General features: G+C 36.4%; 22 protein-coding genes. 10 read left to right on the top strand and 12 right to left on the bottom strand.

From position 1 onward, the window contains the following. The first annotated feature begins 7 nt into the window (after nucleotides 1-7). On the top strand, nucleotides 8-634 hold the full coding sequence (locus CES88_RS06325) for a class I SAM-dependent methyltransferase (protein ID WP_290732569.1): 627 nt from the start codon (nucleotides 8-10) through the stop codon (nucleotides 632-634). Nucleotides 635-641: 7 nt separating this feature from the next. Here CES88_RS06325 and CES88_RS06320 read toward each other — a convergent pair whose 3' ends face one another. The 3 genes from CES88_RS06320 to cmoA are packed head-to-tail and all read right to left on the bottom strand — an operon-like array spanning nucleotide 642 to nucleotide 2702. Next, nucleotides 642-1013, bottom strand: coding sequence for a YbaN family protein (locus CES88_RS06320; protein WP_290732568.1), 372 nt, complete (start codon nucleotides 1011-1013; stop codon nucleotides 642-644). Then, nucleotides 994-1974: a tRNA 5-methoxyuridine(34)/uridine 5-oxyacetic acid(34) synthase CmoB gene (gene cmoB, locus CES88_RS06315; protein WP_290732566.1), complete on the bottom strand. Its 981-nt coding sequence runs from the start codon at nucleotides 1972-1974 to the stop codon at nucleotides 994-996. The genes CES88_RS06320 and cmoB overlap by 20 nt, the downstream gene beginning before the upstream one ends. Further along, nucleotides 1974-2702 (bottom strand): carboxy-S-adenosyl-L-methionine synthase CmoA, encoded by a 729-nt coding sequence (gene cmoA / locus CES88_RS06310; protein ID WP_290732564.1) that lies wholly within the window; start codon nucleotides 2700-2702, stop codon nucleotides 1974-1976. Before cmoA ends, cmoB begins: the two co-directional genes overlap by 1 nt. Nucleotides 2703-2829: 127 nt before the next feature. On the opposite strand from cmoA, the gene CES88_RS06305 reads away from it, so the two are divergent. The 4 genes from CES88_RS06305 to CES88_RS06290 all read left to right on the top strand — a co-directional run bounded on the left by CES88_RS06305 (nucleotide 2830) and on the right by CES88_RS06290 (nucleotide 8025). After that, a complete protein-coding gene (locus CES88_RS06305) occupies nucleotides 2830-3516 on the top strand; it encodes a hypothetical protein (protein WP_290732562.1) in 687 nt (228 codons plus the stop codon). After that, nucleotides 3509-4195, top strand: coding sequence for a response regulator transcription factor (locus CES88_RS06300; RefSeq protein ID WP_290732560.1), 687 nt, complete (start codon nucleotides 3509-3511; stop codon nucleotides 4193-4195). The genes CES88_RS06305 and CES88_RS06300 overlap by 8 nt, the downstream gene beginning before the upstream one ends. A gap of 113 nt (nucleotides 4196-4308) precedes the next feature. Continuing rightward, nucleotides 4309-6981: an aconitate hydratase AcnA gene (acnA, locus tag CES88_RS06295; protein WP_290732558.1), complete on the top strand. Its 2673-nt coding sequence runs from the start codon at nucleotides 4309-4311 to the stop codon at nucleotides 6979-6981. Nucleotides 6982-7119: 138 nt separating this feature from the next. After that, nucleotides 7120-8025, top strand: coding sequence for a fatty acid desaturase (locus CES88_RS06290; protein WP_290732556.1), 906 nt, complete (start codon nucleotides 7120-7122; stop codon nucleotides 8023-8025). Here the strand turns inward: CES88_RS06290 and CES88_RS06285 are convergent. Further along, on the bottom strand, nucleotides 8012-8911 hold the full coding sequence (locus CES88_RS06285; protein WP_290732555.1) for a hypothetical protein: 900 nt from the start codon (nucleotides 8909-8911) through the stop codon (nucleotides 8012-8014). The genes CES88_RS06290 and CES88_RS06285 overlap by 14 nt on opposite strands. Nucleotides 8912-9043: 132 nt before the next feature. Between CES88_RS06285 and CES88_RS06280 the strand changes: the two genes are divergently transcribed. Beyond that, on the top strand, nucleotides 9044-9643 hold the full coding sequence (locus CES88_RS06280) for a hypothetical protein (protein WP_290732553.1): 600 nt from the start codon (nucleotides 9044-9046) through the stop codon (nucleotides 9641-9643). Nucleotides 9644-9645: 2 nt separating this feature from the next. Here the strand turns inward: CES88_RS06280 and CES88_RS06275 are convergent, their stop codons facing one another. The 8 genes from CES88_RS06275 to CES88_RS06240 form a co-directional block, all read right to left on the bottom strand. Beyond that, entirely contained in the window at nucleotides 9646-10113 is a 468-nt protein-coding gene (locus CES88_RS06275; protein WP_290732551.1) for a Dps family protein, read from the bottom strand. Nucleotides 10114-10213: 100 nt separating this feature from the next. Beyond that, on the bottom strand, nucleotides 10214-10792 hold the full coding sequence (locus tag CES88_RS06270) for a hypothetical protein (protein ID WP_290732549.1): 579 nt from the start codon (nucleotides 10790-10792) through the stop codon (nucleotides 10214-10216). A gap of 123 nt (nucleotides 10793-10915) precedes the next feature. Next, entirely contained in the window at nucleotides 10916-11320 is a 405-nt protein-coding gene (locus CES88_RS06265; protein WP_290732547.1) for a hypothetical protein, read from the bottom strand. A 12-nt stretch (nucleotides 11321-11332) separates the two neighbouring features. Continuing rightward, nucleotides 11333-13165, bottom strand: a complete 1833-nt coding sequence (locus tag CES88_RS06260) for a DUF4105 domain-containing protein (protein ID WP_290732545.1) — start codon at nucleotides 13163-13165, stop codon at nucleotides 11333-11335. A gap of 114 nt (nucleotides 13166-13279) precedes the next feature. After that, on the bottom strand, nucleotides 13280-14308 hold the full coding sequence (locus CES88_RS06255) for a succinylglutamate desuccinylase/aspartoacylase family protein (protein ID WP_290732543.1): 1029 nt from the start codon (nucleotides 14306-14308) through the stop codon (nucleotides 13280-13282). Beyond that, nucleotides 14305-15522, bottom strand: coding sequence for a RimK family alpha-L-glutamate ligase (locus CES88_RS06250; protein WP_290732541.1), 1218 nt, complete (start codon nucleotides 15520-15522; stop codon nucleotides 14305-14307). The genes CES88_RS06255 and CES88_RS06250 overlap by 4 nt, the downstream gene beginning before the upstream one ends. Beyond that, on the bottom strand, nucleotides 15519-15968 hold the full coding sequence (locus CES88_RS06245) for a RimK/LysX family protein (RefSeq protein WP_290732539.1): 450 nt from the start codon (nucleotides 15966-15968) through the stop codon (nucleotides 15519-15521). The genes CES88_RS06250 and CES88_RS06245 overlap by 4 nt, the downstream gene beginning before the upstream one ends. After that, nucleotides 15968-19171, bottom strand: coding sequence for a S41 family peptidase (locus CES88_RS06240; RefSeq protein WP_290732537.1), 3204 nt, complete (start codon nucleotides 19169-19171; stop codon nucleotides 15968-15970). Before CES88_RS06240 ends, CES88_RS06245 begins: the two co-directional genes overlap by 1 nt. 154 nt (nucleotides 19172-19325) lie before the next feature. On the opposite strand from CES88_RS06240, the gene CES88_RS06235 reads away from it, so the two are divergent. From CES88_RS06235 to CES88_RS06220, 4 genes are all read left to right on the top strand, one after another. Then, nucleotides 19326-20450, top strand: coding sequence for an aminotransferase class V-fold PLP-dependent enzyme (locus CES88_RS06235; RefSeq protein ID WP_290732535.1), 1125 nt, complete (start codon nucleotides 19326-19328; stop codon nucleotides 20448-20450). A gap of 11 nt (nucleotides 20451-20461) precedes the next feature. After that, nucleotides 20462-21667: a tRNA uracil 4-sulfurtransferase ThiI gene (gene thiI, locus CES88_RS06230; RefSeq protein WP_290732533.1), complete on the top strand. Its 1206-nt coding sequence runs from the start codon at nucleotides 20462-20464 to the stop codon at nucleotides 21665-21667. Between the two features lie 161 nt (nucleotides 21668-21828). Next, nucleotides 21829-24099, top strand: coding sequence for a carboxy terminal-processing peptidase (locus CES88_RS06225; RefSeq protein WP_290732531.1), 2271 nt, complete (start codon nucleotides 21829-21831; stop codon nucleotides 24097-24099). Further along, a complete protein-coding gene (locus CES88_RS06220; protein ID WP_290732529.1) occupies nucleotides 24100-24327 on the top strand; it encodes a hypothetical protein in 228 nt (75 codons plus the stop codon). Nucleotides 24328-24339 lie beyond the last annotated feature (12 nt).

Raw genomic sequence — 24339 nt, 5'->3', positions numbered from 1 at the left:
GGTTCCCATGGATTCAAAGCTCTCAGATAAATTAAAGTCTATCACAGAGACTACTCTTGGTCATTATAATGGAAGATCTATCGATTTTTGGAATGGTACTAGAGATCATGATGTTTCACAAAATATAGAGGCTTTGTTAAGCGCTATTTCGGGGAAACCTCCTTTTTCAGTTTTAGATTTTGGTTGTGGCCCAGGAAGAGACATCTTAAATTTTAAAGAGCTTGGTCACAATCCTGTAGGGCTAGATGGGTGTGAAAACTTTTCTAAGATGGCGAGAGAGTATTCAGGATGTGACGTTCTTCATCAAAATTTCTTAGAGCTTAATTTACCTAAGGAGAACTTTGATGGAATTTTTGCAAATGCCAGTCTCTTTCATATACCAAGAAGTGAGTTTAAAAGAGTTCTACAGGACCTTGTCGATTCATTGAAAATGGGAGGTGTTCTCTTTTCATCAAATCCAAGAGGAACTGCAGAAGGTTGGAATGGTCAGCGTTGGGCCTATTATATGGAGCTTGAAGAGTATCAAGCTCACTTAGAGTCAGTAGGATTAGCCTTAGAGAGTCATTATTATCGCCCTAGCGGTTTACCGAGAGAGCAGCAACCATGGCTTGCCTGTATTGCTAGGAAGAAGTAATTCTTTCTTAATGCGATTTTCTTGTGAGAATAAAGATTAGAACAGAAGTTCCTATGATTGTGCTTATAATCTTGAAAATGATATGCACTTGAACGAAGAGAAGAGTGTAGCCAAAGAGAAGAATGATCATTGTTGTAGAAAGTAGTTTGGCCTTTGGACGAATGATTTTATTTTCTTCCCAGTCTCTAATCATTGGTCCAATTTTTGGTCTCGTGAGTAGCCAGTGATGAAGTTTTTCACTTCCTTTTGAGAAGCAATAGGCACTCAATATTAAGAGCGGTGTTGTTGGTAAAAGTGGGAGAAATATTCCGACGATCCCAAGCGCAAGAGAGATGAAACCGAAGAAAATAAATAGAGCATTAGATGTTTTTGAGAGCATTTTGCGCTGGCTTCTTTCTTGCTTTTAAGCAAAATCTCATCGGAGCGGGATGCCCTTCAATTGTTCTCGTATTGTCATTTGGATCGAGAAAATCCTCAAGAGATTGACTAGGAGGTGGACACCAGTCAGTAAGCCTTTGTTCTTCAAATGTCAGAGGTGTCGCAGAGATGACCTCTACATCAATAAGCTTCGCTTTCTTGCACCAATTAATAAAACAGCTAAGTGTAGGAACAAAGAAGACATTTCTCATCTTAGCATATCTATCCTCTGGAAAGAGTGCGTAGCTCTCTTCTCCTGGTATTCCTATCGTCTCTATGATTGCTTGCCCTCCAGGCTTTAGGGCATCTCTTATTTGAATAAGTTGCTCTAAAGGGTGACGATGATGATAGATTATTCCCATCGAAAAAATCACGTCGAACATTTCTTTGAATGAATTTAAGTGTTCAACTCCAAACATTTCAAAGTGAAGATTGGGAATATTGGCAAAGTGTTGTAGAAATTTAAACTGAGTTTCACATTGAATAACAGGATCAATCCCTAAGAGTAGTTCTGGTTGTTGCTCAGCCATTCGAAAGAGAAAGTAGCCGTTATTGCAACCGATATCTAGAACAGTCTTTCCCTCTAAGTGGTCAACATGATCTTTTAAACGATTCCATTTAAAGTCACTCCTCCATTCTGCATCTATTAATTCACCGTAGAAATTAAAAGGTCCTTTTCGCCATGGAATTAATTCTTTGGCGAGTTCGATGTATGTTGGATGGACATTCTCTTTAATCCCTATTGTTACGGCATCGGTTGATAGGTCTGTGTGATGAGTTTCAAGTTTTGGTAGTCGGTTTAAAATATCTTTTAACTCTTTATTAGACTTTCTATCAATCCAAGTATCGCGCTCTTTCTTTAATTCTTGGAGAAATTCAAAGTCAAGATTATCCCTGTAGGGAGAAAGGTAGTTAAGAGTCATTACTTCACCCCAAGATAGCAGGCAAAGTTATACCATCTAAAAATCATTTCAACTTTCTTGAATCCAGCTTTCTTTAGAAGCTCAATTTGCTTTTCTGGAGTTATTGGAATTAGGACATTTTCAAGAGCTTCTCTTTTTTGAGAAATTTCTAATTCTGAATATCCATTTCTTCTTTTAAAGTCGTAGTAGAGCTCTATTAGAAGGTCGTTAACTGTGTGACCAGAGGACTTAATCTTTTCAGAGAGAATGAACATTCCCCCTTTGTCTAAAGATTTATAAATCTTCTTCAAAAGGTCAGGCCTCTCTGTTGGTTTGATAAATTGTAAAGTGTAATTCATTATGATCATGCCGGACTTTCTAAAGTTGACGTCTGCAATATCGTTACAAATTAATTCAGCATTAGTGACTTTATTTTTCTTTATTTTTTCAGAAGCTTTTTCAAGCATTGGTGCTGAGTTATCAATTCCAATATAGTCTGGAGTTTTAATGTCACGCTTTTTAAAATGCTTATCTAGAATTGAAATTGTTGTAGCAGTGGAGCAACCAAGATCATAAATTGCTCCGCCTTCGTATTTTCTATCAACTAAGTCTAAAATGATTCTATGAATTTCATCATAGAAAGGAACCGAACGACTCACCATGTCGTCAAAAACCTCTGCGACATCATGGTTAAACTCGAAGCTCTTGATTGAACCCATTTCTTTAGCGAAGAATTTATCTTTTTTCATAACTTTCTACTAGCATGTACTAATAGATTTGTCTTTTCTTAATAAACTCTTAAGAAAAAATTTATTTTGCCTAGATGCAATGAAGGTTTTCGCTTATAATTTAAATTACAACAACATGGATGTACTTATGTCGAATCTTGAATTGAAAACTTATGTTGATGCACTGCTTGAAACTTCCTCGGTTGCTGCTCATGATATCTCAGGTCAAGTGCACGTGATGCAATTTTGTGTAGAAGAGTTGGAAGAGCACACTTCAGATGATGGAAGAAAATATCTCGATCGTTTGCAGAGTAGTTTAGATGAACTTACAGACATTATAACATTTTACAGAAGTTATATTAAAAAGGCAGAGCTTACTGGTGAAGAAGTAAATGCCTTTGATCTGATCGAGAAGATCCTTGCATCAGTGAGAATAAATTTCTGGAATGAATTTAAGAAGGTTTCTTTTAAAACGGATGTCGGTAGCGAAGACTGGAAGTTAAGCGTCTCATGTGCAGAAGTTCACAGTGTGATCTTCTCTGTGTTGGCCATATATTTAGAAGAGCTCAAGAAAGGGCAAATAGACGAGTTTGAGGTGGGTTTGACACTAAAAAAACTTGACTCTCAACACTGTCAGTTTACACTAGTTAGTAGCAAGCCTGTGGAAAAACAAATATTTGAAATATTGGACGAGAGTTCATCTCCGGGTGCAAAAGTAGTGAGAAAGAATCTAGGTCATGAGATCTTATTAAATTCTCCTCTCTACAAAATGGAAGTTACTTCAACTAAGAGTAACTTTAAAGTTTCATTGAATTTGAAGGTATTAAATGAGTGATACAATAGCGACAAATAAATCAATTTGGATTTTGGAAGATGATAAAGGCTGTCAATTTGTTTATGAGCAGACTCTTGATCATCGTTACTCAACAAAGTACTTTGAAAGATTAGATGAGTTCACAATTGCGCTTGAAAACACTTCGACTGATGAACTTCCTCAGATGATTATTGCTGATCTAATGTTAGGGGATGGAAACTTTCTAAACTTCCTTACAAATTCTAAAGACTCAAATATTTTAAATATCCCTTTTATTATTGTTTCTTCTATCGATGATATCGATGCTCTTAGATTCTGTTTTAAAGAAGGTGCTCTCGATTATTTAACGAAGCCATTTAAGAAGAACGAATTGCTCGTGAAGATAGAGAATGTTGTCTCTGGTCCAGCAAGGCCTAGCCTCGCAAATTCAGGGCACAAGAAAGTTAAGATTGATGGGATCGATATTGATAACCTCACTTCTAAGCAGAAGCAGCTACTTTCTCTCTTCCTAGATTCTAGAGATAGAACTGTAACAAGAGATGATATTTTAGAAAAAGTTTGGGGGAGGACAAATGTTCATCCAAAGACTATTGATGTTCACCTGTATAATCTTCGAAGAAAGCTTCACACGGTGGGTTATATGATTCGCTCTGAGGGCGGTGGACGTTGGGCCTTATTGTCCGACCGAGTAGATGCCTAGGCTATTGCGTTTTTTCATCCTTTAAAATTTTTAATTCTCCTTGTCTAGGTGATGTTTGCTCTCATTTAAAGTATAATTCACTTAAATTGATTTATAGAAAGAGGAGGTCCTAAATGAGTAAGGTTAAAAAATCCCTTAATGTTAATGGTAAGAACTACGCTTACTTTTCAATTAAAGAAGCTAAGGCACTAGGTCTTGGAAATGTTGATAAACTTCCAAAGTCTTTAAAAGTTCTACTTGAAAACCTTCTTCGAAATGAGAATGGAACAAGTGTTACTTGGGGTGATATTGAAGCATTGAATAAGTGGGCCGACTCTCAAAAGTCTGATCATGAGATTGCTTATCATCCAGCTCGTGTTGTTATGCAGGACTTTACAGGTGTTCCGGCTGTTGTTGATTTAGCTGCAATGAGAAATGCTATGAATGTTCTTGGCGGAGATGCCCAGAAGATTAATCCTCTAGTTCCAGTTGATCTTGTTATTGATCACTCTGTTCAAGTTGAGCACTTTGGAACAAAGGAAGCGTTTGAGCAAAATGTCGAACTTGAATATGAGAGAAATGCAGAAAGATATAATTTTCTTAAATGGGGACAGAAGGCATTTAATAACTTTAGAGTTGTTCCTCCTGGTACAGGAATTATTCACCAAGTAAATCTTGAGTACCTTGCCGATGTTGTTTGGACAAATGAAAAAGACGGGGAAGTAGTTGCTTACCCAGATACTTGTGTTGGTACAGATTCCCATACAACTATGATTAATGGTCTTGCCGTTCTTGGTTGGGGTGTTGGTGGTATTGAAGCTGAAGCGGCAATGCTTGGACAGCCTGTCACAATGCTTATACCAGAAGTTGTAGGATTTAAGTTAACGGGGAAGTTACAAGAGGGAATGACTGCAACTGATCTTGTGCTAAATGTTGTTGAGTCTCTTCGTAAGCACGGAGTAGTTGGTAAATTTGTAGAGTTCTTCGGACCGGGGATGAGAGACCTCTCTCTTGCAGACAGAGCAACTCTAGCGAATATGGCACCTGAGTATGGAGCAACTTGTGGATTCTTCCCGATTGATGAGAAGACTATTCAATATATGAAACTCTCAGGTAGAAAAGAAGAAACTGTCGCTCTGGTTGAGTCGTACGCAAAAGAGCAGGGACTTTGGGCCTACGAAAATGAAGCAGATCCTGTGTTTACTAGTGTTGTTGAATTAGACCTTTCAACAGTAACTCCATGCATCTCTGGACCTAAGAGACCACAGGATAAAATTATTCTTGATGGTGCAGACAAAAAATTTACGGAAGAGATTTTTCCAAAAGTATTTGGTTATAATCCATCAGACTTACATAAAGAATTTAATGTTGAGGGGAAAGAGTTTAAAATGAAGCATGGAAACGTAGTTGTTGCTGCAATCACTTCATGTACAAATACTTCTAATCCTTCTGTTCTCGTTGCCGCAGGACTTGTTGCTAAGAAAGCTGTAGCTCTTGGTTTACAATCTAAGCCATGGGTGAAAACTTCTCTTGCTCCAGGTTCTAAAGTAGTAACTGATTACTTAATTGAGTCAGGTCTACAAGAGCATCTTGATACATTAGGATTTAACCTAGTTGGTTACGGATGTACTACTTGTATTGGTAATACAGGTCCTCTTCCAGCTCCAATTTCAAAGTCAATTAATGAGAATGATATTCTTGCTACTTCTGTACTTTCTGGTAATAGAAACTTTGAAGGAAGAATCTCCCCAGACGTTAAAGCAAACTTTCTTGCTTCTCCTCCACTTGTTGTTGCATATGCAATTGCTGGTAACTTAAATATTAATGTTGCCACCGATGCGCTTGCAAAAGATAAGAATGGAAACGATGTTTTCTTAAAGGATCTTTGGCCATCAAATAAAGAAATTGAAGAGGTTGTTTTAAAGCACATTACTTCTGATATGTATAAAGCTAGATACTCAAATGTCTTTGATGGTGATGAGCTTTGGAAAAAAGTAAAATCTCCTGAAGGTGAGTTATACGACTGGGATGAGAAATCAACTTATATTGCTAATCCAACTTTCTTTGAAAATATTAAAGATGGAACAATTGATACTTACGAAGTTAAAGATGCAACGATCCTAGCTCTTCTAGGAGACTCGGTTACTACTGATCATATTTCTCCTGCTGGAAATATTACAAAAGATTCTCCAGCTGGTAAGTGGTTAATGGATAGAGGAGTTAAGCAATATGACTTTAACTCTTATGGGTCACGTCGTGGTAATCACCATGTCATGATGAGAGGAACGTTTGCGAATATTCGTATTAAGAATGAGCTTGTTCCAGGTGTAGAAGGAGGATATTCGAAGTTTCTTCCAACTGGTGAGCAGATGTCGATTTACGATACAGCAATGAAGTATAAAGATGCTGGAACTGAACTTGTTATTATCGCAGGTAAAGAATATGGGACAGGATCTTCAAGGGATTGGGCCGCGAAAGGAACAAATCTTCAAGGTGTAAAAGCCGTTATTACAGAATCCTTTGAAAGAATTCACAGATCAAACTTAATCGGTATGGGCGTTCTTCCGTTACAATTCCCGGATGGTGTTACAAGGAGGACTCTTGGATTAACTGGATCAGAGAAAATTTCGATTAAGTCTCCTGATGGAACTCTTTCTCCTAAGCAGAACTTTGAGATGACTATTGCTAGAGAAGATGGAACAACTGAAAGTGTAACTCTTGACTCAAGAGTAGATACTTTGGATGAACTGAATTACTTTAGAAATGGCGGAATCTTACAATACGTTCTAAGAAATCTAAATTCATAAGTGGTAGAAGGGCCCGAAAGGGTCCTTTTATTTCTCTAATTCCAAATATCTAGATCACTTTTACACTCCTTTTACAATCAAATGACACCACTCTTGCTATCCTAAAGCTGTCCTAAACACACACGGAGGTTGGGCGTCATGGAAAGAAAGAATATTGATTGGGTAAATACACTATTTCTCATACTCACTCCCGTTACAGCAATTGGTTTAACTGCACTACATATATATAGAGATGGATTTATGCCTTCTATTTTTATTGCGGCTCTGATCTTTGCTTGCTTTTGTGGAAGCTCAATTACAATTGGCTATCATAGACTTTTCTCTCACAGAACTTTTGAAGCCTCTGCGCCAGTAAAGTTCTTCTTATTAATTTTTGGTGCTGCAGCTTTTCAAAACTCTCTTTTAAAGTGGGGGAGTGATCATAGAGTTCATCATAAGTTCTGCGATACGGAGAAAGATCCATATAATATCAATAGAGGATTTTTTTGGGCCCATATGGGGTGGGTAATGTTTAGAGAACCTTCTAAATTTGCCGACGAATTTCCAATGTCCAAAGATTTATTAAAAGATAAGATGGTAGTCTGGCAACATAGATACTACCTTCCAATAGCAGCACTCGTGGGAATTGTACTCCCTGGAATTATTGGTTACTTCATGGGAAGTACTCTGGGTGGCTTTGCTGTTATCGGTTTTGCGAGAATTGTCTTTGTTCACCACTCAACATTCTTAATTAACTCTCTTTGCCATGTTCTAGGTTCTAAAACTTACTCTGATGAGCATACAGCAAAAGATAGTCCTATTATGGCGCTTTTTACATTTGGAGAGGGTTACCATAATTTTCACCACACTTTCCAGGCCGATTATAGAAACGGTGTAAAGTGGTACCATTTCGATCCAAGTAAGTGGACAATTTGGACACTCTCAAAGATTGGAATGGCCGGAAAGTTAAAGAGAGTTCCAGACCATACAATTAGAAATGCAAGAATTAAAATGCAGCAAAAGAAATTTGCCGCAAGTGGTTCTGCTGAACTTATAGGAAGTTAGGGATAACTATTATTTGATTTGGAGTCGAAAGGCCTGAACCTGCAAGAATTCCTACAAATTCTCCAGTGGTAGAATCAATTTCAACTAAGTGATGATAAGTTGCATCCGCCGCAATAATATTTCCATTTGCGAGTTGAGCAACACCTCTGGGTGAGGGAAGAATCGCGGAATCATTGTAAGCAATATCAAGGTCTCCAAAAGTAGAATCATAGACTGAGATAGTATCTGTTGTGCCAGACCATGCTGTAACAATACTTCCATCTGCTAGCTCTGTACAACCGTATCCGTCAGTTGTCCCTCCAATTCCTGAGACATGAGTATTTTCCATTGTACCATCGGCTTCATAGGTTCTTACAACATCATTTGTTCTAGAGCATACGATGAAACCACCATCGGCCTTTGCGAAGACATTTTCAACTCCATTAATTCCTCCTGAGAGGGGAAAGCCGTCTGTAATTCTTGTTCCGTTTGTTGTGAATTTTTCAACATTATTTGATTCTGCCACAAGAATGCTCCCATCAACAAGTTGAGTTACTCCTCTTATATTTCCTGTAAGGTTGGCATTTTGAATAATCGTTCTAACTGTTCCATCAATTGCAGAAATTCCGACAACTCTATCTGATCCATCGACAGCAACCATGACTTCAAGAGTATCGTGCTTCCAGCCAACTCCATAAGGAATTTCAGCATTATTTTCAACATCGTAGAGAACTCTCTTAAATGTACCGTTGCTCGAATAGAGAACTACGGAATCATTTGTAATATTCGTAACGACAATATCTCCAGGGGAAACAATGAAGTTTGAACTAGTAGGAATAGGTTCTTCCTTACAAGCGAAGAGTAGAAGAGTGAAGAGTAGAAGTAGTTGAGCTTTGAACTTGGGCATAAGTCGTCCTTTTGATAGTTCCCTAAGCTATTCTAGCAATTCTAAACATTTGATGTGTAGTATCGGAAAAGTCTTCCTTAAGGAATCTTTACTTATTAATTGATACAATTAATACAGTTGAGGAGTTTCGTATTGACTCATATTAAAATTTTAAAAATTATTACATTCTTTATTCTGTCTCTAAACGCAAGTGCTTTGACCTATATAGGTGTGGCAGGCAATTATTCTAAGGTCAGTTACGAACCAATGGAGCAGTATAATGTTAAGCCTGCTGGAGCGGGACTTGGCTATTTAGTCGGCTTTAGAAGTGGCTTCCTAGGCCTAGAGTTTTCTTATGTCGGAACGAGTGCAACAGGGGAGATTATTCACGATGGTCTTTCTAATACGATTAATCACGATCAAAAATCATATACTTTAAATATGAATGTTTTCTTAAATCCAAGACTCTATTTTAAATTTGGCTACGGAGTTTATAAAGTAAATCATTCTTTAGAGACAGATGTTGCAGATTACACGAGAGAAGCAATTGCTAATACTTATGGATTTAAAAGCGAGAGTCATGGTGGATTAATATATGGCCTAGGCTTTGATTTTTTCAAAGTAAATAGAGGTCTTAATGTCTTTGCTTCATTAGACAGATATCAATTTGATAGTGAAGGAACAACAACGACTGTTCAACTAGGGATAAAGTATCTCTTCTCCCTAGGATTCCAGTCGTTGATTAGTAGATAAAATTATTCGAGTAAACTTCTTAACATCCAAGCTGTTTTTTCATGGTACTCAATTCTAGCACTTAGTAGTGAGAGAGTTCCTTCATCATTACCACCATCTAAAATTGGAAGAATATTCTTTGCAGTATTAACAACTTGTTCATGACCACAGAGAAGTCCTTGAATCATTTGATTGGCTTCAGGAGAAGTGTCGTCTTCTTTGATACTAGATAGCTCAGCAAATTCTTTATAAGTTCCTGGAGCTTTTACTCCAAGAATTCTAATTCTCTCTGCGATCTCATCAACAGCAAGAGCAAGTTCGTTATACTGTGTTTCAAACATTAAATGTAGAGTAGTAAACATTGGACCGGTAACATTCCAGTGGTAGTTATGTGTTTTTAAGTAAAGAGTGTAACTATCCGCGAGTAAGTGACTAAGTCCTTTCGCTGTTTCAATTCTCTTTCCTTCTTCAATTCCGATATTGATACTCATAGTAAACTCCTTTGAAGTTTCATTATTAAATTAAGTCTATTATGACGAGAATCTACCGAAGGGTCAATTAGGTAAAGACGAATCGATAAGTGTGGAATATTTATGACTTTTCTTGAACACTATAAAGCTTAGAAAGAAGTCCATTTTGGTGAGTAAGGATTTGAGTGAGTTTTTCTTGCTGAGAAATATCACATGACTGATCTTTTCTAATTAAGTCGGCCTTGGTTATAATTTTTGAAGTCGCAAGAAACTTACCATAGAACTCATCTTGCTTTGCAATAGCTGTTGTTTCTTCTTCTAATTTCATAATTGCGTAAGAGCAGTCATCGAATTTCTTTAATTCGCTCTCTAGTAGACTAAGTTCTATTTGGTGTTTAATAAGTAAGCTCTTTTGATATTTAGCGCGTTTTGAAAGAGAGTAGCAAAATTTCTCATTCTTATATTTCTTGGTCGCTAATTCTATAGAGAAGAGTCCTTCTCTCACAATATTTAAAGCGGCACTTCTAAGGCCATTTCTTTCTAATTCTTTTACTTTATCAATGTGGTAACTAATATCTAAGACTCTACTTGAGAGGTCTTGATAGCTTACATTCTGAATAGAGTCACATCGATACTCACCATCACTCGCATAAGAAAGTGTAGAAAAAGCAATGAATAGTGTTGTTAAAACTTTTTTCATACTATTTATGAAGCAAAGTTTAGGCCAGAATTTTAACGCAGTTTCAGTAGGATAGGGTGACTAAGGCTTAGACAGTGAATAAAATAGCGCCACATAAGGATATATGTGACGCTAAAATATAATCTACATTTCGAGTAGGTAAGCTTCAAGAATTTCTTCGTCAGATAACTCAGTACCTTCATTAACAGCTCTTGTCTCATCTACAAGGTCTTGAAGTTCATTAGATAGAACTAACTTTCCTTCTTCAGCTGTAGCTAAAGTAAAAGTAATTTCAGACTCTAGGAAATCTCTATTGTAATCATTGTCAGCGTCGGCACTTGTTAAAAGAATAAGTGATGAAGCAAGTAGACCATCAAAGAATCCGTCACCATAATCAGAACCATTTCTGTGAGTATGAGAAACTGTTCTACAAGTTTGAACTCTTTCACCATAACGGTTTCTTGTTGTTCTACATCTTGTCTCTCTGTGAGCAAGTACTTGTTGTGATGCAAATAATAAAACCATTGTACTTAGTAATAACTTTTTCATTCAAAATCTCCTTTATAAGACACTTTTAAGTGCTTCTTTGATTATTGTTTTGTTATAGTTTGCTTCTTCCATTTGTAAAAATTCTTCTTGAAAAACAGTTTTATATTTTTCCTGTAAAAGATTTTTCACTTCCTTTAATTCCTCTTCTGCTGCAAAAACTTCCGGTGAAATCGTACTTTCTAAGTCGCCAGTTTGAGGAATACCGTAGCCTTTATTCTCTGAATTAGTACCAAAGATAATAATATTTTTTAGCTCTACAATCTTTGTGAAAATCTCTCTTGTCTCCTCATCGCTATCTTGTTTTGAAGAGATTGACTGCATCTTGGAAAGTAGTTCATTGTTAGTTACGTAATTCGCTTGAGACTCTATGGCAAAAAGATCTAAGAAGTTCTTTCTATCTTTCTTTTTTACTATCGCTTTGATGATCTCTCTTCTCTTTAAAGTTGGTAGTTTTGAGTACTGCTGAATATCTCTTACAGCCTTATAATCATTTTTGAAATTTCTCTCTCTTCTTTGAATATTTGGAGCTTTAATTTTCTCTCTAAAAGATTTCTTGAATTGACTTTTTAAATTATCAAAACTTAGGCCTAGATTAGGAGCAAAGCTGCTGTAGAGAAGACCGTTTTCTATATTGAGTTCTCTATTGGTGAATGAGAAGTCTTTGGAGAGGTTATTCTCTTTAATGTATTTGTAGATACCAACTGGTGTTAAGACACCTTTTTTGTAAATATCACTTTTATTCTTCGCTATTTGAATTAACTTGAACGCTTCATCAGCACAGTTATTACTAAAGAAGTAGTACTTTCCGGAGTATTCCCAATAGATTCGAATGAGATGATTTAGAAAACGCTCTTTCTCAACTTTAGTTAAGGCGAGAGGGATACTTTCAAGATCTCTAAGTTCTGCTCGATTATACTGTCTCTTCATTGCATCTAAGCTTGTGATAGTCATATCACTTGGGTATTGACCAAGAATTCCTTTGATTGCATTAATTGAAACGTCTGAAACTTGAGCGAGAAAACCAACGACAAGAAATTTTCCTCTTTGTCTGCATTTTTCTAATGACCAACTTTGATCGCAGAGAACTAGTTTATACATACTATGTCCCCATCTACTCATCATCGCTTTTCCTTTAGAGGCGAAGAGATAGTGAATTTCTCTAACATTTTTAAAATCTAGATTTACTAATTCAATCCTCTGCGTATCTGAAGTTGAAATTTCAGAAAGAGAGTTACACTCAATATTTTGAAAAGGAGTATGAGCAAATGATTCTTGATATGCGCTGTAGAGATTTGGTCTTCTACACTTATATTCAGGGTCTAGAAGAAAGTATTCAAAGTTAACTGCCAGAAATTCCTTTGGAGAAGAATACTCGTAGAGATTTGGTGATCTTTCTGCATAAGTATTTAAATTTTTCTTCGATTTCTTTAGATTCCAGAAGCCGAGGCTTAGAAAATTATTTTGCTTATGTAGCTTTTCATTTTTTGAAAGAGTGTCTTCATAAGCGTGAAGGTACTCATGTAAGAGAGTTGAGAGGGCTGTCTTATAATAGTTCTTATGCTTACAGCTAAACTCTATCTCTTCGTTTGGAGCTAAGTACTTCTTTAGTTGTTCACTTAAAGTAATCTCGCCATCTGAGTACTTTCCATAGATGAAACCTTCTCGGTCACAAGGAGATCCTAGTTGGTTTTCATTCATTCTCTTAAAACTTACTTTGATATTGGATACATCCATTTTCTTTGGAAGTAGAGATTTCGCCGAAGAGATAAAGTTCTCCGTAAGATCTCCAGCCGAGACTGATGCACATATTAGTAATGTAGTTAAAGTAAGCAAGTGCCTCTTCATCTATTTTCCTCATCTAGAATGATGAGCTTTTTTACCATTTTTAGAGATACTCGTGGGGTAAATTGAAATTATTACTTATAACTAAAGGACTTGTAAGTTACTTAAAGTATTAACTTACTCATCCTCGCCATAAAGTTCGAGAGCTTTTTTCACTTTCGTTGAGTTTTTAAAGGTGGCCAGGTGGAATAGAGCGTCTCCTTGATTTACTAGAGGGAGAACTGAGAGACCGACAAGAATACCATCTTCTTTGGCATGAATATCAATTGATTCTCTACCAAAAGTGTTGGACACGCTTGCTAGAAGATCACCATTTTTAACTCTATCACCAATCATTTTATTAAAGTGAACTGTTCCGCTATGAGGAGAGCGAATCCAGTAACTGGAGTTTGCTATAAAGACATTCTTTTGAAGTTTTGGCTTCTTTGAGGCAGGTTTCTTTATCATGCCAATTTTTTCCATGACAGAGAAGCAACCTTTTATTCCTGATCTAATAACACTTTCATTAAAACGTAGGGCCTCTCCCCCCTCAAAGAGAAGAGTAGTTACTTTCTTCGTTCTTGCTGCTTCTCTAAGGGAGCCATCTCTAAGTTTAGAATCAATAATAACAGGGACTCCAAAACTCTCTGCGAGCTCTCTTGTTTTCTCATCTTCAAGGCATGCTCTAATTTGTGGAAGATTTGTTCTGTGGATGGCACCTGTATGAAGGTCAATCCCGTGAGTACATTTATCGATGACTTCTTTCATGAATAACTTTGCCATTCTACTGGCGAGGGAGCCACCACTAGTCCCTGGGAATGAGCGATTAAGGTCTCTTCTGTCTGGGAGATATCTAGACTTATTATTAAATCCAAAAATATTTACTACTGGAACAAGTATGAGAGTTCCTTTGATATGGGTAAGCTCTTTTCTCTTTAAAATTCTTCTAATGATCTCAACGCCATTGAGCTCATCTCCGTGAACAGCTGCACTAATAAATAGAGTTGGTCCGCCGACTTTACCTCTAATGACCTCAATTGGAATTGAGAGGGGAGTGTGATCATAAAGTGAGGCAACTTCTAGAGAGAGATTTACTCTCTTTCCTCTTTTTATAGAAGTTTTGCCAATCTTTAGAATTTCTGGGTCTTTATTTATTTCCTTACTCACTTTTGTACTTCTAGCTCTTTAGCTTTTTTAATATCTTTTACTTTTAACTTCTTAATCTTAGGTTTTCTCTTCTTTCTTGTTTTTAGAGGAATAAGGTCCTTCATTGTATCTAGTCTCCCAAAACAGAAGAGCTTATCTCCAGCTTCCAGAACTCGTTCGCCTTTAGGATTTGGGATAACTTTTCCATTTCTATGGAGAGTTAGAACATTGATATCTTTTTCTTGAAGGCCTGATTCAATAATTGAGTTGCCAACAAATTCAGATTCCTTTGGGATAAAAATTTCTGAAACACCAAATCCTTTACTCACTGAGAGCTGTTGACGAATATCAATTTCTGGGAAGTCTACTTGTCCTGCTATGTAATCAATAAAAGCTCCAGCGACATCTATCTTTGTACAACCTTCAATTCCTTCTAGGCCTGGTGAAGAATTTATCTCCATGATCTGTGGGCCATCTTTTCCTTCAAGCATATCGACTCCTGCAATACCAAGGCCCATAATCTTTGCGGCCTTAATAGCAACTTCTTTATACTCTTCGGAGAGTTCTACCATTTCTGTTTTTCCACCACGGTGGACATTGCTTCGAAATTCTTGTCCTTGAGCAACTCTTCTCATCGCTGCAATCACTTGATCACCAACGACGATTGCGCGAATATCTTTTCCCTTACTTTCCGCAATGAATTTTTGAACAAGTATATTTTGTTTCTGACTTTGAAGTAGTTCAATGATTGATGTTGCAGACTCCATCGTGTGAGCAAGAAGAACTCCAACACCTTGAGTACCCTCTAAGAGTTTTATCACAACTGGAGCGCCTCCGATTCTGTTGATGGCGGGAATAATATCTTTCTTATCTTTTACAAAAGTAGTGTAAGGAAGTCCTACATGATGTTTACTTAGTATTTGAAAACTTCTAAGTTTATCTCTTGAGTTTAGGATTCCATCGGCAGTATTCGCTGAGTAGATATCCATGGCCTGAAATTGTCTAACAACTGCAGTTCCAAAGTAAGTTATAGATGCTCCGATTCGAGGTAAAATGGCATCAAAGTGACCTAATCTCTTTTGATTGTAATAGAGATCTGGATCACCTTCTTCTAAGTCGAGGGCAAACTTTAAAGTATTTAAGACTTTCACTTCGTGGCCTCTGATCTTACAGGCTTCCACAAGTCTTCTCGTACTATAGTTATTCTTTTCTCTAGATAGAATTGCTAATTTCATTTCTTCACACCTTTCTTGTTACAGTAGAATGATTTACCCGGGTTTATTAGGAAGCGATTCTTGATAGCTTCTCTTCCAAGTAACATTTTAAATCCCATCTCATCACGATTAGATAGAGTCAGCTCAATTATCCAAACCTCATCTAATAACTTTACTCTCGTTTCAATTACTGGTCTTCTTTCTACTTGTCCATTTGAACTTTTAATATTTCTATATTCTAAAACCTTTGCCTTACAAGGTATAGAGACTTCTCTCTTCTTTTTCACTGTGTGAATATTAAATTTCACAAAGTGTACTCCTAAGCGCGAATAGGACTCTAAATCAAAAGCATGTAGCGAGGAAGTCTTAGCACCTGAGTCCACCTTGACTTTGATATCTGTTCCTCCAAGATCGGGGAGAGAGAGTTCTTCTCTCCAACCAATTATCTTTAGTTCTTTCTTCTTCATTAATATCCCTTTGGCAGCTTTGGAGCTTTTAAGTTTGGTTTTTTACTAAAGTTAGGCTTTATAGAAGGAGTTCGCTTGTGTTCTTTTAGAACAACTTCAATTGCTTTATCTAATTGAGGATCTCTTCCATGGGCCCAATCATCTGGTGTTATATCGATTTCAATATCTGGATCAGTTCCGTAATTTTCAACATCAAAACCAACATCGTTAAACCAAAAAGAAAATTCAGGCTGACTTGTTAAAGAGAAGTCACTTAGAGAATGTCTAGGCCAAATTCCGATAACTCCTCCCCAAGTTCTCTTTCCAATGAGCTTTCCTAAGTGTAACATTTTAAATGAGTGAGAGAAAATATCTCCATCACTTCCTGCGTGCTCATTAGTAATACAAACAAGAGGGCCATTTACAGAATAGATAGGGTAGTGACTTTCCCCAAACCACCGGCTTGTGTTAAAGGCCAATACTTTCTGTTGTAACTCTTTTAGAAGAAGTTGTGATACACTTCCACCGCCGTTATAGCGGACATCAATGACAAGACCTTCGCATTCGCTTTCAAGAGAGTATGCCCTCCAAAATTCAGACATTCCCTTTAAGCTCATATCTGGAATATGAAGGTAACCAAGTTTTCCATTAGATTTCTTCTTTACGTATTCTCTATTTGAATTAACCCATTGCCTGTAACGAATAGTTACATCATCTTCAGACGTTCTTACTTCAAGAATTTCTTTTTTCTTGGCGCCCTTTCGGAGAATTTCAAGGGATATATTCGTGTTACATTTATTCTCTAGGTGTAAGCTTAGAGATATTTCATCTTGGAAACTTTCCCCGTCAACTGAATAGATTTGATCTCCAATATTTAAGGAGACTCCCGGCTTTACAAGTGGAGAGTGATGACCTTCAAGCCAGCTATCTCCGCGGAGAATTTCAGCGATGATAAAGCTCTTGTTCTTGGAGTTAAATGTGAACGTTGCCCCCAGAAGTCCACTAGAGTAGGGGTGACCTAAGTTTGGATATTCACCTCCGAATTCATAAGCATGGCTCGTTCCAAGTTCTCCCTGCATTTCCCAGATGAGATCACTAAATTCACTACGAGTATTAATTCTCTCTAAAAGAGGTAGGTATTTTAAATAAACATCGGCCCAGTCTATCTTAGACATATCGCTTACCCAGAAATGTTCTCTTTGAAGAATCCATGCTTCTCGGTACATTTGCTTCCATTCTGGTCTTGGACTAAATTTTACTTTTAATCTGGTCAGGTCTACCCAGCCGTCCGTTTTATTATAATCCTCTTCTTCTGATGGCTTCACTTCTAGATTGATAATTCTTAGCTCTTCTTCTGTTTCACAAATGAGATACTTTCCTCTTACTTGAATTCTCTCAGGAGAGACTTGTGTGAGGAGAGTTTTGACTTTCTTTTCCTTCAAAGAATAACTAACTAGTTCATAGCTGCTGTTATCCCATCTCGTTGAGTTCGGATCGTTAGGTCCAACTAACGCTTTTAAAGAAATTATTTGATCTTTATAGGTGAATAGTTTTCTATGGCCACCCTGTGAAAAAGGAAGAGATTCGATTCTGTCCTCTAGCGTATTCCAATCAATCTTGATTTCTTCTTTATTTTTCGATTTCTCATCTTCCTCTTCTTTTTCTACCTCAAAGTTTTTAAATAATTGAAGTGGTGAAGAAGTTTTTTCAGCAAGAGTTATGGCGTAGACTTTTGCTAGAAAAGGAAAGCCATACTGAAAAATAAATTCAGAACCGCATGGATTAAACTCTCGACTTCCAATAAAGTATAAATACTTTCCACAATCACTAAAAGTAGGGGAAGTGTCAGCGAGAACATTCTTGATCGTTCTATGGGTCTTCTTTGATTTTGAGTCATAGACTTTAATTAATTGCTCTGACTCAGATTCTTTCTTAACATAGCATAAGAGCTGACCATCTTTTGACCAAGAGAGATCTCCAATATGATCTCCTGAACTCTGGTCAATTTTTTGAGTATTCTTCTTTTCAAGATCGATAATAAATAATTCATTTCTATTATTAGCAAGTGCAATTAAAGGCTGAGTTGGATTTGGAACTAGCTCAAAAACTTTTCCCCAGTCCTGTTTTTCTAGAACAGAAGTTTCTTTCTGAGTGGCAAGGTCAAAGTAAATAAGATGTTCTTCATTTTCATGATCAAGCTTTAATGAACATAGAATTTCTTTTTCCTTTAGAAGAGCGACTCTTGGAAGCTTATAGCGAGACGCTTGATCTCCAAGTCTTATTGGAGCTCCTCCCCATGGTGGAACTACAAATAGCTTTCCTCTTGCAGAGATGGATAATTTCTGCGCATCTTTAAATATATCAAAATCTTGTAGATAGTCTTCGGCGCTTACAAACCTCTCTCTCGCTTGTAAGAACTGAGAATTGATTTTTATATCTAGAGAGAAAGTTTCATTGGTCATCAAATTGTGAGAGTGAATTCTAGCATTTGCTGTGAAGACAATTATTCCTTGAAAGTGAGAGAAGCTTCTTACGTAGAATTCACTTTGATGTGTGTGCCTTTTAAGGTTTGTACCCTTCATATTCACTGAATATATATTTCCTATACCTTCATGATCAGAGACAAAGAAGACTCTTTCTCCAATAATCTTTGGACAAGTTAAGTTGGTAGGAATCTTTTTAAGAATTTGTTTAAATGGGCGCTCTCCACTTTTTATCCAAATTGTTCCCGCTGTTCCACCGCGGTATCTCTTCCATCTGGCAGGATCTCCATTATTCTTTCCAAGAACCTGAGTGTTCACACTTTCTTCAAAGAATGTTGCAGGACCTAGGTTCTTTGCAGATAATTTCTTTGAGTGAATATCTAATTCATAGATAAGTGTTTCTCTTCTTGTGAAGTGTTCGTGAGAAGATGTGCACAGGATTGTTTGGTCATCTTTCCAGCCAATGACTTTCATTCCTTGAGAGTAAGTGAGCCTTGTGGGGATACCCCCGTCTTTGGGCATAAGATAAATATCTCTTCCACCTGAAAGGGTAGATGTGTATGCTAAATATTCTCCATCAGGAGAAATTTTAAGACTTGTAATATTTCCTTTTTCGGCAGTAACTCTTGTGGCCGGTCTACTTACGTCGGATAAGTCTTGTAACCAAATATCATCATCGGATATGAAGTAGAGCTTATTCTCATATATTTCTGGGGAGCTGTAATATCCAACTTGTGACATGGGTTCTTCCTTTAATTAAATAAAATATCATCTAATTGTAGACGTACACAGTCGAATAATCCAAACCTTAATTAGGAGAATTTAGTCAACAAGCTCCTTTGACAATGGGTGTTAGTTAGGGCATGATGGCCAATCAAAAAAGTAAGGAATATTGATGATTTATTTTGATCATGCAGCTTCAACTCCTATTGTTGAAGCTTCTTTAAATATATATACCGAATCTCTTGTTGAGGATTTTGCTAATCCCTCTGCTGCACATAAGCTTGGAAAGAGCTCTATGAAGAAAGTGGAGAGAGCGAGAACTCAAGTCTTGAAGCTACTTAAAGCAAAGAAAAGTGATCAATTGATTTTTCTCTCCTCTGCCACAGAGGCAAATAATTTAGCAATTAAGGGAGTTCCATTAGAGAAAGGCTCGAGAGTACATTTCTCTTTAGGGGATCATCCTTCTACTGTTGAACCTGTAAAAAGTCTTCTGGCTGAACAAGTTGAAATTCCCCTTCAGGTAGGAGGAGGAATAAATGAAGAGGCTTTTCTAAAAACATTAAATGAAAACTCTAAATTGATCGTTCTAAGTCATGTGAATAATCAAAGTGGAAATCTCTACAATATTTTAAGTCTTGCAAAGAGAGCAAAAGAAATAATTCCAGGGATTCATATTCATGTCGATGGGGTTCAGGCATTAACTAAGGTTGAGGTGAATCTTTCAGCGCATATTGATACTTATACAATCTCAGGCCATAAAATCGGGGCCCCTAAAGGTATTGGTGCATTATTTATAAGAAATGATGTAGATCTTAGGACTCAACTTCATGGTGGAGGGCACGAGTTTGGAGTAAGATCTTCAACAGTAAACACTCCTTTGATTCTCTCTTTTGCTGAGGCCATTCGAATAGGTTTTGAGAGTAGAGAGAGTGCTTTTTCTCATATTGAAGAAGTCAACTCTCTAATGAGAAAAGAATTAACAAAGAGAGAGTTAGGAATAGAATTTCCTTTCTCTTTTGAAGAGACTTCTCCTTATATTTTAAGCTTTCTCTTACCTTCAATATCTAGTGATATTGTTCTAAGGCATTTAGAGATGAAAGAAATATTTGTTGCGAGCTCTTCGGCATGTTCTTCAAAAGCGAAGGGTTATAATGCTGGCTTTGATGCTATGAAAATACATGAGTCTCAACATAAGTTTGTTCTTAGAACATCTTTTTCAAAAGATTCAACGGTTTTAGAAGTTCAAGAATTTGTAGAAGAATTTAGTAAAATAATAAGAGAAATAAAAAGTCTCTAATAGGAAAGCATATGTATAAGAATTTAATTATTAATATTGATGAACTATGGCTAAAAGGTAAGAATAGAAAGCATTACTTTAGATCTCTACAAGAGCACGTTCATCTCGTAATTAGAGCTCATGCACCCGAAGAGAAAGTTCGTTTGAAAAATGATCAACAACGCCTTGTCGCAGAATCTGAAATTGGCTTTACGAAAGAATGTATCGATTCATTAGTTAAGGTTCCAGGGGTCTCAACTGTTCAGCCTGCAATAAGTATTGCTAGAGAGAAAGAATTAATTCTTCCTGCTATTGTTGAAAAACTTAGGGGAGAACTTACTGAGAGAATAACTACTTTCAAAGTTAAGTGTAAGAGAGTGGATAAGACTTTTCCTCATGGATCAATGGATTTGCAAAGAGAGCTTGGACACTTTCTTTTAAAAGAATTTTCTCAATTAAAAGTTGATGTTCGAAACCCTGAGATTATGATTGATGTAAAAGTTCTGCAAAATAATATTTACATTTCAACAGAGAAGCTGACGGCTACTGGAGGACTTCCTGTTTCAACGAGCGGTCATGTTATAACATTAATCTCTGGAGGTTTTGATTCTCCTGTCGCAAGTTTTATGATGTCTAAAAGAGGTTGTAGGCAAGATTTTATTTTCTTTTACGCTTACCCATATGTTGGTGAAGAGGTTAAAGAGAAAATTCTAGATATCTGTAGTGTTCTTAGTCAGTATCAAAGAGGTTGTAGACTTTGGGTTGTGCCATTTGGAGAAGTTCAAAATGCAATAGCAAAGGATTGTCATGAGGAATATAGAACAATTCTTTTTAGAAAGTATATGGTTGAAACTGCAAACTTACTTGCAAGTAGAGTTAAGGCAGATGCTTTAATTACAGGAGACGCTCTTGGTCAGGTGTCGAGTCAAACAATGAGGAATATGTCTGTGATGGATAATTTCTCTAAGAAAATAATCTTGAGACCATTGGTTGGTTTTAATAAAATTGAAATTATTCGATTAGCGCAAAAAGTTGGAACTCACGATATTTCAATTATTCCACATGATGATGCCTGTAGTCTTTTCTCTCCGAAGCATCCAGTCATTAAGGCAGATTATGTTTATATGAGAAATTTTTCTAACGACAATGACTATAATGACCTCTTAAAGAAGGCACTAGATGAGTCTGAGGTGTACCGCTTCGATGTACTAGGGGAGTATGAGGAGATCTCCAAGTAACCGATCTCTTTAGGCCGTTAATTTTTTGACATTCAGTTAACAATAACTTTTCTTATCTGTGATATTTTTCTCACTTTATGGTGTCGTCATTTAGACGTATCATATAAAGATGTAAAATTACAGGACTATGCCTTTATCGTATATTCCAAGTTGGAGAAAAGATGAAAAGAAAATTAAGCCTTCTATTAATACTAACGCTTGTCTTCGGATTACAAGTTAATGCAAAAGATTCTAAGAAAGTTGCACAGACAAGTTTTAAGAAAGAAGATGCTAGAGATGTAGACCTTATTACAGCTGACATTGTTCCAAATGTAAAAAGAGAAAAGCTCATAGGTAATATTCTTCGTAATGCCTTGGAAAGTTATCATTATAGAAAATTAAAAATTAACAAAGACCTATCTGAAAAAGCTTATGCTGAATTTTTTAAGAAAATTGATTACGGAAAACAATTTTTCTTAAAAAGTGACATCAAAGTTTTAGATAAATATAAATCTGAAATGCATAATGAATTGATGTCGGGAAAACATGTTCTTGTTGATAACGCAATTAAGATTCTTAGGGAGAGAGTTGTTGAAGTTGATAAGGTAAGACAAGAAGTTTTTAAGAAAGAGTTTGATTGGAATTTAAAAGAAAGTCTTGAACTTGATCCTGAGAAAAGAAACTTTCCAAAGGATCACAAAGCTCTAAAAGATCATTGGAGAAGAGTTTTTAAACAAGCAACTCTTAATAGATATTTAGGACTTAAAGAAGAGCAAGATGAACTAAAGAATCCTAAGAAAGACGACAAGAAAGATAAGGTCAAGAAGAAGTCTTCTAAGAAAGAAGAGAAACCTGAAATTTTAACAGATGTACAAATTAGAAAGAAGGCACACGAAGGTATTTCTAAGAAATATAAGAGCTTCTTTAGTCGTCTAATGAAGGATGATAGAAGTGACTATGAAGAGAAGTTCTTTAATGCAATTTCATCTATATATGATCCACATACACAATACCTTCCACCAAAGAGAAAGGAAGACTTTGATATTGATATCTCTGGAAGTTTAGAAGGAATTGGAGCAGTTCTTTCTGAGGAAGACCCATATATCAAAGTTGTGAAAATTGTTCCAGGTGGGGCTGCTTGGAGAGAGAAAGGATTAGAAGTTGATGACTTAATCCTAGCTGTAGGACAAGAGACGGGAGATTTTGTTGATCTTGTTGGAATGAGGGTTGATGATGCCGTTAGATATATTAGAGGTAAGAAGGGAACTATCGTAAAGCTTAAAGTTAAGAAAGCAGATGGTTCTAGAAAGCAAATTGAAATTGAAAGAGATGTCGTTCAGATTGGTGAATCTTTTGCTAAATCTTCTGTTTTAGAATTAAAAGGTCTTGGTTTAAAAGTTGGATATATCCATGTACCAAAGTTTTATAGAGACTTTGAGAATTCTTCAATAAATTGTACTGCAGATGTGAGAGCTGAACTAGAGAGAATTAAAACAAAGGGTGTTGATGGAGTTATTCTTGATCTTAGAAATAATGGTGGAGGAGCTTTAGAAGACGCTAAACAAATGTCAGGTCTATTTATCGAGAAAGGTCCTATTGTTCAAATTAAAAATCACGATGGAAAAGTAGATGTTTTAGAAGATACAGATACAACTGTGACTTATGCAGGACCTCTGATTGTAATGACAAATAGATTTTCTGCATCAGCTTCGGAAATTTTGGCGGCAGCTCTTCAAGATTATGAGAGAGCTGTTATAGTTGGTGGCGCTCATTCTCATGGAAAGGGAACAGTTCAAGCGGTTTTAAACTTAAGTCATGGGCCTCTTCAACAATTATTTGGATCTCAGATGGGAGCACTAAAGGTAACAATTCAAAAGTTTTATAGAGTTAATGGAGGGTCTACTCAATTTAAAGGTGTAACTCCAGATATCATTATTCCTGATCCATATGAATACACTAAGAGTCGTGAGCAAGATTTAGAATATGCTCTTCCATGGGATAGAGTTACTCCATTGAAGTTTAAGCATTGGGACAAGAATAAGTTTGATATGAGTACTCTTAAGAAGAGAAGTTCAAAAAGGGTCGGAGAATCAAAGAGGTTTTCTAAAATTAAAGAGTCTGTTAGTTACCTAACAAAGAGACGTGAAGATACAAAAGTTTCTCTTAATATCGATGATGTAATTAAAGAAGATAAGAGAAATAAAGAAATGTCAGATAAGCTTAAGCTTGATGAAGTGAATGAAGATCTACTTGTTTCTTTTTATGAAGATAGTGTGAGAATGCATGAAGAAATTAAGAAGGGTGATGAGAAGACATGGCAAAAAGGCTTTAAGACAAGAAATGAAGATTGGACAAAGCAGCTTCGTCAAGATGCGGGATTAGAAGAAGCTCTTTTCATTCTAAATGACATGATTCATATGCAAAAAGGTAAGAAGCTTACGGCGGTTAAATAAATGAGTATAGATAACACAGAATTAGATGAAATTATGGATAAGCTTGAAAACTTAGAAGATGAAGAGCTTGCGGTCGTAATGTTAAAAGAGTTCAATCAAGCAACTACCAAATTAGGGGAGTTGCTTATGAACTTAAATAAAGACCTAAGCCACGGACAGTGGAAAGCTGCTTGTGATGAAGCTAAGAAAGAAGTTGATAGAATTGTGGAAGAGATTAAATCGTTATAAGAAGGATTGGTT

The organism is Halobacteriovorax sp. JY17 (assembly GCF_002753895.1).
Taxonomy (GTDB): Bacteria; Bdellovibrionota; Bacteriovoracia; order Bacteriovoracales; family Bacteriovoracaceae; genus Halobacteriovorax.
The sequence above is the reverse complement of the archived record's forward strand: the minus strand, read 5'-3'. Positions and strand labels throughout refer to the sequence as shown.